The sequence below is a fragment of the Flavobacterium chuncheonense genome (assembly GCF_042686145.1).
Classification (GTDB): Bacteria; Bacteroidota; Bacteroidia; order Flavobacteriales; family Flavobacteriaceae; genus Flavobacterium; species Flavobacterium chuncheonense.
In genome coordinates this window covers 105,537-114,673 of record NZ_JBHUPC010000006.1, presented here as the reverse complement: position 1 = coordinate 114,673, position 9,137 = coordinate 105,537, and the positions used below count along the sequence as shown (strand labels likewise).

The 9,137-nt window shown below is 33.3% G+C and carries 8 protein-coding genes; 7 read left to right on the top strand and 1 reads right to left on the bottom strand.

What is annotated here, in order from left to right; genetic code table 11:
- The 4 genes from ACFS5J_RS00765 to ACFS5J_RS00750 form a co-directional block, all read left to right on the top strand.
- Positions 1-2,049, top strand: a 2,049-nt coding sequence (locus ACFS5J_RS00765; RefSeq protein ID WP_379810003.1) for a T9SS type B sorting domain-containing protein, incomplete at its 5' end; no start/stop codon positions are given.
- Between the two features lie 31 nt (positions 2,050-2,080).
- Positions 2,081-3,010, top strand: a complete 930-nt coding sequence (locus ACFS5J_RS00760; protein WP_379810002.1) for a PorP/SprF family type IX secretion system membrane protein — start codon at positions 2,081-2,083, stop codon at positions 3,008-3,010.
- An 11-nt stretch (positions 3,011-3,021) separates the two neighbouring features.
- Positions 3,022-4,953 carry an OmpA family protein gene (locus ACFS5J_RS00755; RefSeq protein WP_379810001.1) on the top strand — a complete coding sequence of 644 codons (1,932 nt, stop codon included), beginning with the start codon at positions 3,022-3,024 and terminating at the stop codon, positions 4,951-4,953.
- 67 nt (positions 4,954-5,020) lie between these two features.
- Complete coding sequence (locus tag ACFS5J_RS00750; protein WP_379809999.1) at positions 5,021-5,680, top strand: hypothetical protein; 660 nt, start codon at positions 5,021-5,023, stop codon at positions 5,678-5,680.
- Between the two features lie 4 nt (positions 5,681-5,684).
- On the opposite strand, the gene holA is transcribed toward ACFS5J_RS00750, so the two are convergent.
- On the bottom strand, positions 5,685-6,689 hold the full coding sequence (holA, locus tag ACFS5J_RS00745) for a DNA polymerase III subunit delta (RefSeq protein ID WP_379809997.1): 1,005 nt from the start codon (positions 6,687-6,689) through the stop codon (positions 5,685-5,687).
- Between the two features lie 59 nt (positions 6,690-6,748).
- On the opposite strand from holA, the gene ACFS5J_RS00740 reads away from it, so the two are divergent.
- The 3 genes from ACFS5J_RS00740 to ACFS5J_RS00730 all read left to right on the top strand — a co-directional run bounded on the left by ACFS5J_RS00740 (position 6,749) and on the right by ACFS5J_RS00730 (position 9,102).
- Complete coding sequence (locus ACFS5J_RS00740; RefSeq protein WP_379809996.1) at positions 6,749-7,198, top strand: type I restriction enzyme HsdR N-terminal domain-containing protein; 450 nt, start codon at positions 6,749-6,751, stop codon at positions 7,196-7,198.
- A 2-nt stretch (positions 7,199-7,200) separates the two neighbouring features.
- Positions 7,201-8,196 carry a glycosyltransferase family 2 protein gene (locus ACFS5J_RS00735; RefSeq protein ID WP_379809994.1) on the top strand — a complete coding sequence of 332 codons (996 nt, stop codon included), beginning with the start codon at positions 7,201-7,203 and terminating at the stop codon, positions 8,194-8,196.
- 72 nt (positions 8,197-8,268) lie between these two features.
- On the top strand, positions 8,269-9,102 hold the full coding sequence (locus ACFS5J_RS00730) for an OmpA family protein (RefSeq protein ID WP_379809992.1): 834 nt from the start codon (positions 8,269-8,271) through the stop codon (positions 9,100-9,102).
- The last annotated feature ends 35 nt before the right edge of the window (positions 9,103-9,137 follow it).

The window sequence follows — 9,137 nt, the reverse complement described above, 5'->3', positions numbered from 1 at the left end:
CCAACTACAACCAATACTACACAAGAGTTCTGCGCAAGTCAAAACCCTACTGTGGCTGACTTACAAACAAATGAAACACCAGTAATTTGGTATGATGCACCAACAGGTGGTACTGCTTTCGCTCCAACTACTGCCTTAACAAATGGTATTTACTATGCAGCATATCAAGGGGCTACTTGTGAATCAAGTGTTCGTTTAGCAGTTACTGCAAATATTACAGACGAAGCAACGCCAACTACAACCAATACTACACAAGAGTTCTGTGCAAGTCAAAACCCTACTGTGGCTGACTTACAAACAAATGAAACACCAGTAATTTGGTATGATGCACCGACAGGTGGTACTGCTTACGCTCCAACTACAGCCTTAACAAATGGTATTTACTATGCAGCATATCAAGGGGCTACTTGTGAATCAAGTATTCGTTTGGCAGTCACTGCAAATATTACAGACGAAGCAACGCCAACTACAACCAATACTACACAAGAGTTCTGTGCGAGTCAAAATCCTACTGTGGCTGACTTACAAACAAATGAAACACCAGTAATTTGGTATGATGCACCGACAGGTGGTACTGCTTACGCTCCAACTACTGCCTTAACAAATGGTATTTACTATGCAGCATATCAAGGGGCTACTTGTGAATCAAGTATTCGTTTAGCAGTCACTGCAAATATTACAGACGAAGCAACGCCAACTACAACCAATACTACACAAGAGTTCTGTGCAAGTCAAAACCCTACTGTGGCTGACTTACAAACAAATGAAACTCCGGTAATTTGGTATGATGCACCGACAGGTGGTACTGCTTACGCTCCAACTACTGCCTTAACAAATGGTATTTACTATGCAGCATATCAAGGGGCTACTTGTGAATCAAGTGTTCGTTTAGCGGTTACTGCAAATATTACAGACGAAGCAACGCCAACTACAACCAATACTACACAAGAGTTCTGTGCGAGTCAAAATCCTACTGTGGCTGACTTACAAACAAATGAAATTCCGGTAATTTGGTATGATGCACCAACTGGTGGTACTGCTTACGCTCCAACTACAGCCTTAACAAATGGTATTTACTATGCAGCATATCAAGGGGCTACTTGTGAATCAAGTATTCGTTTAGCAGTTACTGTTATTTTCAATACAACTAATGAGGCTACAATTGATGGTGAAGTTGATACTATTTGTTACAACAACATCTATACATATACTACAGAAAACAATATGTCTAATTATGAATGGACAATTGTAGGTGGTACAATAGTAGCAGGTGGTGATTCAGCGTCAAATTATGTAACTATAGATTGGGACGACGTTATGTCGGGTAGTATTACTGTTACTTATTATGATAGTTCACTTTGTAATGGTACAGCAACTAAAACTATAGATGTAACAGCTAATATGTGTTCAAACTTAACTATAACAAAAGTTGCAGATAAAGAAAATGCCCCAGTAGGTGATACTGTTGTGTTTACAATTACGGTGAATAATGAAGGTACTTCAGATATTGAAAATTTAGAAGTATCTGAATATATTCCATCAGGCTATACTTATGTATCACATACTACTACAAAAGGTCTCTACAATCCTACTTCGGGTATTTGGACAATTGATGAATTATTAGCTAATGAATCGGCTATTCTAACGGTAACTGTTACTATTAATTCAACCGGAGATTATGTTAACACCGCTACCATTATAACATCAAATCCTCTAGATGCAACAATTGGAGATAATGACGCTTCTGCAGAAGTTGGTTTAATGTGTTTAACTGTATACAATGAGTTTTCACCAAATAGCGATGGTAATAATGATTATTTTATAATTGATTGTATTGAAAACTATCCAAACAATAGTATTAATATCTTCAATAGACATGGACACGAAGTATACCAAAAAGACGGGTACCTAAACGACTGGAATGGTCTTGCAAATGTTAGTGGCGTTGTTAACAATGGAGAGCCTCTACCTGTAGGAACTTATTACTATGTTCTTAAAATTGATGAGATAAACTACACAAAAACAGGATGGTTATACATCGCAAGATAATTTCAAAAATACAATTCAAATACGTAAAAAGATGAAAACTATATATAACTTTTCAAAAGGTATACTACAACTTTTTGTACTCACGTTGGGCTGTACCGCAATACAAGCCCAACAGCAACCACAGTATACACAATACATGTACAACACTATGAGTATTAACTCAGGATACACAGGTACAAATGGACGATTAGAAGCCACCCTACTCCATCGATCGCAGTGGATTGGTATCGATGGTGCTCCAGATACACAAGCACTAGGAATACATGGCAAATTGAGTGAAAATACTGGTTTAGGTTTAAGCGTAATCAATGATAAAATAGGGCCGCAATCTCAACAATACATTAATGCTAATTTTGCCTATCGCTTGCGTTTAAGTGAAAACACTATTTTATCATTAGGTATTAATTCTGGTCTTGATTTATTAAATGTAGATTGGTCAAAAGGAATTTATCAAAACCCAGATAACGCTTTTGCAAGCAATATCGAAAATAAAGCGCGCTTTATTATTGGTTCAGGAGCCTTTTTATACGGAGAGAAATGGTATTTAGGTCTATCAGTTCCAAATTTCCTAATTACTGATTCCTATGATGACATTGAAGAATCTGTTATTCGCAAAAAAACGCATTACTACGTACAAGGAGGTTATGTGTTTGATCTGTCAAGTAATTTAAAGTTCAAACCTGCATTTTTAGCAAAAATTGTTGAAGGTGCACCAGTAACCTATGACCTTTCTGGTAATTTCATGATTAACGAAAAATTTGTTCTTGGTGCTGCATACCGATTTACCGATGCCTTTTCAGGTTTAGCAGGATTCCAAATTTCAAAATCTTTATTCATTGGTTATGCGTATGATCATTCGGTTACCAAACTGCAAAAATACAATGATGGGTCACATGAGATTATCTTGAAATTTAACCTAAATGATAAAACCAAATTAGCCCGTTCACCACGATTCTTTTAAAACCTATGTACATGAAAAAAAATATTTATATACTTATACTCTTATGTAACCTGAGTGTATTTGCACAATCAAAAGTTGATAAAGCAAACAAATCGTATAATGAAATGGACTATAAAAAAGCTATTGAGTTATACGAAGATGCCTTAAAAAACGGAAAAGCATCAGGACAAGAAACCGTTTTAAATTTAGCCAATAGCTATTTTAATTTAAACGATTATAGCAATGCTAAAAAATGGTACGATAAATTATATGAAATGCAGCAGTCCACTATGACAGAACCTGTTTTTATACGTTACATTGAATGCTTGAAAGCTAATAGAGACAACAATAAAGCAAATGATTTGTTGAAAAACTATTACAAAGACGACGCTACTAAAATAAAAACACTTGCTTTTCAAAAAAAGGAATTGGATAGTTTGAATTCCAAAAAATCGCTTTACACTATTCAAAACCTACAAATGAACAGTAAATTAAGTGATTTTGGTGCTGAAAAATATGGACCAAATAAAGTGATTTTTTATTCAACACGTGATACTTCCGCCTTTAATTCAAAAAATTATAACTGGAATGATCAGCCGTATTTAAATACCTATTTGGGTGAGAAAAATTTAAGTTCTGGAGAAATTGATAACATTACACCTTTCTTAAACAATTTAAACTCAAATTATCATGATGCCACAGTAGCCTTTTCTAAAGACTTGAAAACAGTCTACTATACTACCAATTATTCTAAGAAAAATAGAATGAAAACCAATAAAGACGGTTATTCAAACATGAAAATTGTAAAGGGGCAAATTGAAAATAATGAAATTGTAAACCAAGAAGTACTTAATTTCAATGATGAAATGTATTCATGTGGTCATCCTACATTGAGTGATGATGGTAAATATTTGTTTTTTACTTCAGATATGCCCGGTGGTTATGGTGCAACAGACATCTATTATGTAGAACTTTTTGAAGATGGCACAAACAATTCTCCTATAAATGCCGGTCCTACCATTAATACAGCGGGTCGCGAAATGTTTCCTTATTTTGTAGACAATATCTTATATTTTGCTTCCGATGCGCATTTTGGAATGGGAGGTTTGGATATTTTCGAATCTAAAATGGAACAAAAAGGGCACTTCTCTATTCCACTAAACTTAGGAGAAGCTATAAACAGTAATATGGATGACTTTGCCTATACCTTTGATGCTACAGCCAGTGATGGCTATTTCTCATCAAACCGTGTTATGGGGAAAGGCGATGATGATATTTACTATTTCAAAAAAGAAAAACCTAAAATGTACCAAACCTACTCCGGTAATGTTTTAGATGAAAAAACAAACGAACCAATCCCTTTTGCCTCAGTTAATGTTACCGATGAATTTGGCGACGAAATACAAGCCATTGAAACCGATAGTTTAGGATATTATAAATTAACCTTACCATGTGATTCCGACTTAAAATTAAAATTCTCAAAAGAAAATTATAGTTCTAAAACAGTTGGAGTTATTACCGATAATGTACCTGAAAAAGAAATGAAAAACAATATCGTGTATTTAGTTAACTATGAAAGCTTAGTTGATAAAGAGGGAGAAGTAGAAAAAATTAAAGTAGCCCCTATTTACTTTGATTTGGACAAGTACGACATTACACCTCAAGCGGAAACTGAATTAAATAAAGTATACTATGCTATGACAGAATTCCCAAATATTACTATCAAAATTGAATCCCACACCGATTCAAGAGGTTCTGATAGTCATAATTTAAAACTATCCGATAATAGAGCCAAGTCTACTCAAAAATATTTAATTAGCAAAGGAATAGATCCTTCAAGAATCATTAGTGCTATTGGGTATGGTGAGACACGTTTAAAAGTAAATTGTCCAAATGGTGTAAAATGTACCGAAGAACAACATGCTATTAACCGTAGATCTGATTTTATAATCATAAGCAAATAAAAAAAAATAATCCGTTGTGTTTCATGAAGCACAACGGATTATTAAACTTCCCCATTTTATCTATAATATGAAAACTATTTCTTTTTATTTAATTAGTTTAGTATTCTTTTTCTTTACTATCGATGACAGCTTGGCACAAGTAGGCATAAACCATACAGAACCTGAGGCTACACTTGATGTCAATGGTGATTTAATTGTTCGCGAAATACCGCTTGCTAGTACAACTCCTGAAAAAATGTTGGTACTCAATAATACTAAAAATAAATTAGAAGCTATAAACTTACCGAAATCCTTTATCAAAGGAAAAGGTGGAAAAGGTTTTTCTATTTTAAATGTAACTTTATTAGGCTCCTGGAAACAAGTATCCTTCCCTACAATTGAATTTGATGAAAATAATGATTACGACACTTCAAATCAATATTTTGTTGCGCCAATGGATGGAATCTACAACATATATGCCTATGCAAAAATGACTTCTTTAATAAGTCTTTCTAGTTTAGGAATTGGTATAGTAAAAGAAACTGGGGGAACTTACGAATTAATCGCTGATCAAACGTATCAATCAATAAGTGTTGTAGGATTTGGTGTCGTATCACCTCCCACAAGACAGATACAAACCTTAGTAAAACTCAATCAAGGTGATAAAATTTACTTTGCGATAAAAAGTACAAATATTGCTGTATTTGCAGATGCTGAAGCACAATTTACCATTCATCAAGTTAAATAACAGTTTAATTAAAAATAGTATACAACATCTCTTTCAATAAATCGTGTTGTGAAATAGAATTGGCTCCTACCCCTTTACTTTTCACATCAATATCACGAAGTTTAGCTACAATGGCACTCACCTTTTTCATAGGATAATTGCGCCCAGCAGTTTCATAGTCACCAACAAAATAAGGACTAACTTTTAAAACAGAAGCTACATTTTTAGGATTCTTGTCTTTTAAACCATGATATTGTAACAGTTGGGAAAAAAATCCAAATACCAATCCGGTTGTCATTACAATCGGATTATCTTTTGGATTTTGCGCAAAATATTCTGCAATCTTATAAGCTTTCAACTGACTCTTTTCTCCAATGGCTTTACGCAACTCAAAAACATTAAAATCTTTACTAATTCCGATGTTTTCCTCAATGTCATTTGCTGTTATGGTATGTCCTTGGGGTAATATGATTTTTAATTTATCCAACTCATTGCTGATTTTAGATAAGTCGGTGCCCAAAAACTCAACTAGCATAGCTGCTGCTTTAGGCTCAATAGCATATTTTTGACCAGAAAGAACCCGCTTTATCCAATCCCCTACTTGATTTTCATATAACTTCTTACTTTCAAAAACCACTCCGTGTTTGGCAAGTAACTTGGTAATTTTCTTTCTTTTATCAAGGGTTTTGTATTTGTATGCAAAAACCAAAACGGTTGTAGGTTGCGGATTTTCTACATAAGCTTCAAGCTTATCGATTGTTCGAGCTAGTTCCTGAGCCTCTTTTACAATAACCACTTGTTTATCCGCCATCATTGGGTAGCGCTTAGCAGCAGAAACCACTTCTTCAATTGAAGTATCTCTACCATACAAAACCATTTGATTAAAGCCTTTCTCATCTTCTGTTAACACATTATCTTCAATAAAAGCAGTTAGCTTGTCTATATAATAAGGCTCCTCACCCATAAAAAAATAAATCGGTTTGGTATTTCCTGCTTTTATATCTTTTGTAATTTGAATGACTTCGTCCATGTAGTGGTAGTTGTGCAGTTATAAATTGGCTACTTCAATTATTTCTTTAATTTTGCTTTATGCAACAACTGAATTTTCCAACCTATTCGTTTCGCTTCAAAAATAGTGAAAATAAACCCTATATTTTTGATGAAATTCGAAAAAAATTTATTGTTCTCACTCCTGAAGAATGGGTCAGACAACATGTTGTTCAATTTCTTTTATTAGAAAAAAAATACCCTAAATCACTTATTAATGTTGAAAAACTCGTAAAAGTAAACGGGTTAAACAGACGCTATGACGGTATTGTTTTTAATCCTGATGGCACTATTTTTTTACTTATAGAATGTAAAGCTCCGGAAGTAACCATTTCCCAACAAACATTCGATCAAATTGCACAATACAATTTGATTTTAAAGGCCGAATATTTAATGGTTACCAATGGTATTAATCATTATTTTTGTAAAATGGACTTTGAAAATGAAAAGTACCAATTTCTACAACACTTACCCAATTATAAAAACGAATAACATTGAAAGAAATCGCAGTTGTCATCTTAAACTGGAATGGTGAAAAATTACTACAAGAGTTTTTACCCAAAATACTACTCTATTCCGATAAAGCTACCATTTATGTGGCGGATAATGCTTCAACTGATAATTCTATTTCCATTTTAAAACGAGATTTTCCAAGTGTTCAAATAATTGAAAACAAAGCCAATTTTGGATTTGCAAAAGGCTATAATGAAGCATTACGTGAAATTCAAGAACCTATTCTAGCATTAGTCAACAGCGATATTGAAGTTACCGAAAATTGGTTAAACCCCATTTTAGCGTTATTAAAAAAAGAACCCAATACAGCAATCGTACAACCTAAAATTTTAGATTACAAAAAGCGTGATTTTTTTGAATATGCAGGTGCTGCTGGTGGGTATATCGATAAATATGGTTTTCCTTTTTGCAGAGGTCGCCTTTTTGACACACTAGAACAAGACAACCAACAATACAATGACATCACCAGTATATTTTGGGCAAGTGGAGCTTGTCTCTTTATTCGTAATGAAGTCTTTCAATCTCTAAACGGTTTTGACGAAGATTTCTTTGCCCATCAAGAAGAAATTGACTTGTGTTGGAGAGCTTTTAACCAAGGATACGAAGCTAAATATTGTAGCGATTCAACTGTATACCATATTGGTGGAGCAACACTACAAACTGGCAGTCCGAAAAAAACTTTTCTTAATTTCAGGAATTCACTTTGGATGCTTACCAAAAACGTTCCTTCCAATCAATTGTTTTTTACCTTGTTTATCCGATTAATATTTGATGGAATTGCAGGTGTTCGATTTTTAATTCAAGGAAAGCCTAAGCATTTATGGGCTGTTCTAAAATCGCACTTTTATTTTTATTGGTTCTTACCTAAGTTTTTGAAAAAGAGAACATATACGAAAAACCCTAATTATTATAAAATAAAATCAGTCGTAACTCGTTATTTTATTAACAAACAACACTACTTTGGTGAATTATTTTAACAATATTTTGGCTTAAAAATTTCGCTGAAACCCTTAAATCTCCCTAATTTTGTTTAAAATTTTATATTAATTATGAAAAAAGCTGCTGTATCAATTTTAGTGTTATCACTATCATTAACTTCTTGTGTATCAAAGAAAAAGTTTACTGAACTAGAAGCAAAACAAAAAGAAACTCAAGATCTATTAAACACAGCCACTGTTAAGCTGAATACTTGTTTAACAGAGCGTGAAGCATTGGCAAATCAAATTGACTATTTGAAGAAAACAAATACCGATTTGATTAACAGTTCAAAAGAACTAACTGTTTTAACAACTAAAGGAGCTCAAAATCTTGAAAAATCTTTGGAAAGTTTAAAAGAAAAAGATTTAAAAATTTCTAGATTACAAGATGCTTTAACTAAAAAAGACAGTGTAACCTTAGCTTTAGTAACTAGCTTAAAACGTGAAGTGGGGATTGACGATCCGGATATCAATATTAACGTTGAAAAAGGAGTAGTAATGATTTCTATTGCAGATAATTTACTATTCAAATCAGGTAGCTATAATGTAACGGATAAAGCTAAAGGTGTATTAGCAAAAGTGGCAAAAGTAATTAATAGCAAACCGGATTTTGAATGTATGGTAGAAGGTCATACAGACAATGTGCCAATTAAAAATGCAGTTTTATTAGACAACTGGGATTTATCAGTAAAAAGAGCTACTTCAATCGTAAGAGTTTTACATACTGAACTAGGTGTAAACCCAAAACAATTAATACCAGCGGGTAGAAGTTATTATATCCCATTAGTGGACAATGATACACCTGCTAATCGTGCTAAAAACAGAAGAACTAGAATAATCATTATGCCTAAAATTGATCAGTTTTATGACATGATTGAAAAGGAAATGAAGAATTTAGAAAAATAACAAAATTCAATTTTAACAAAGGGCTCTTTTAAAGG